The organism is Mesorhizobium sp. WSM4837, from assembly GCF_055811435.1.
This window is the reverse complement of record NZ_JBVVQE010000194.1, coordinates 1-1,376: the sequence shown is the minus strand read 5'-3', so window position 1 is coordinate 1,376 and position 1,376 is coordinate 1. Positions and strand designations below refer to the sequence as shown.

The following is a 1,376-nucleotide window of genomic DNA, read 5'->3' as shown; positions in this document are numbered from 1 at the left end:
TGCAGATCAAAGACGTCCTCCTTGCGCCTGGCAACGGCGCATTCTTCTATGACGATCAAGTTGCCATTAGGTCAGGCGCGACCCAGGACGGATTCATCTATGTCGGCGATCCGATAACGCCTGGGTTCACGTCGCTTCGCATTCCGGCATCTTCGCTTAGTGTCGGGCTTGTTCTCACCGACGACACCGTTGTTTGGGGCGACATGATGGGCGTTCAGTATTCTGGTGCTGGCGGACGCGATCCTTTGTTTGAAACTGCTCAAATCTCGGACTTGACGTCGTGCGTCGTGGCGCCACGGCTACTCGATGTCGATGCATCTCGTTATCTTGAGGCTTGCGCGAAGATTTTCGAGCCCTTCGAACACAAGCGGCTACCTCTCGCGATTGAGTATGGCGTCAGCCAGGCGCTCCTTCGCGCAACGGCTCATCTTCACCGTACGACGATGGCGGAGATCGTATGCGCTGAATTTAACTTACCGCTGCCGACGCGCAGGGTTCCGATTTACTGCCAGAGCGGCGATGCTCGCGAAATCAACGTTGACAAGATGATTCTGAAGGCCGTGGATGTGCTTCCCCACGGCCTGATCAACTCGCGGCAGAAATTCGGAGTCGGCGGCCAGACCTTCATGGAGTTCGTGAAGTGGGTTGCAATGCGTACGCGCGAAATTGGCCGGCCGGGGTATCATCCGGTGCTGCATTTCGATGTGTATGGCTGGATCGGCCAGGAAATCGGCCTCGAGCCGCGAAGCATCGCGGACTTTATTTGCAGGGTCGCCGATACCGTTCCGGGTTTTACGCTCAACATCGAGTGCCCGGCGGATTTTGGCTCGACGCAAGCCCAAATTGATAACTACGCCCGGATCGTATCGATTTTGGATGATCGGGGATCCTGCGCGCGCATTGTCGTAGACGAGAGGTGCAACACGCTCGAGGATATTCGGCTGTTTGCCGAAGCGAAGGCCACGCATCTCGTTCAAATCAAGACGCCAGACGTCGGCTCAATCGCCGATAGTGCGCGCGCAGTTCTCATCTGCAAGGCGAACAAGGTCGGCGCCTATGTCGGAGGGAGCTGTACCGAGACAGATCTTTCCGCCCAAGCTTCTGTCCACGTATCTGTGGCAACCCAAGCCGAGATGATGCTTGCAAAGCCGGGAATGGGAGTCGACGAGGCATTCTCAATTGTTGGGAATGAACAAAACCGGTTGCTGGCGACGCTCGACCGTCGTCGCGCTCAAAATTTAAACCCTTAGATGATAGCGCGGTGTGTCGCCATGCAAAACTGCCTTGAGGGAGTCACTGTCGTTGCTGTGGAGCAGGCCGTGGCCGCCCCTTATGCGTCGTCTCGTCTTGCCGACGCCGGCGCCCGGGTGATCAAG

Annotated in this window: 2 protein-coding genes; both read left to right on the top strand. The window is 57.0% G+C overall.

Translation table 11 applies throughout. From position 1 onward, the window contains the following. On the top strand, window positions 1–1,250 hold a 1,250-nt coding region (locus AC0L3D_RS36640; protein ID WP_473647525.1), incomplete at its 5' end, for a methylaspartate ammonia-lyase. Between the two features lie 21 nt (window positions 1,251–1,271). Continuing rightward, the coding region (locus AC0L3D_RS36635) for a CoA transferase (RefSeq protein ID WP_473647526.1) at window positions 1,272–1,376 on the top strand (105 nt) is incomplete at its 3' end.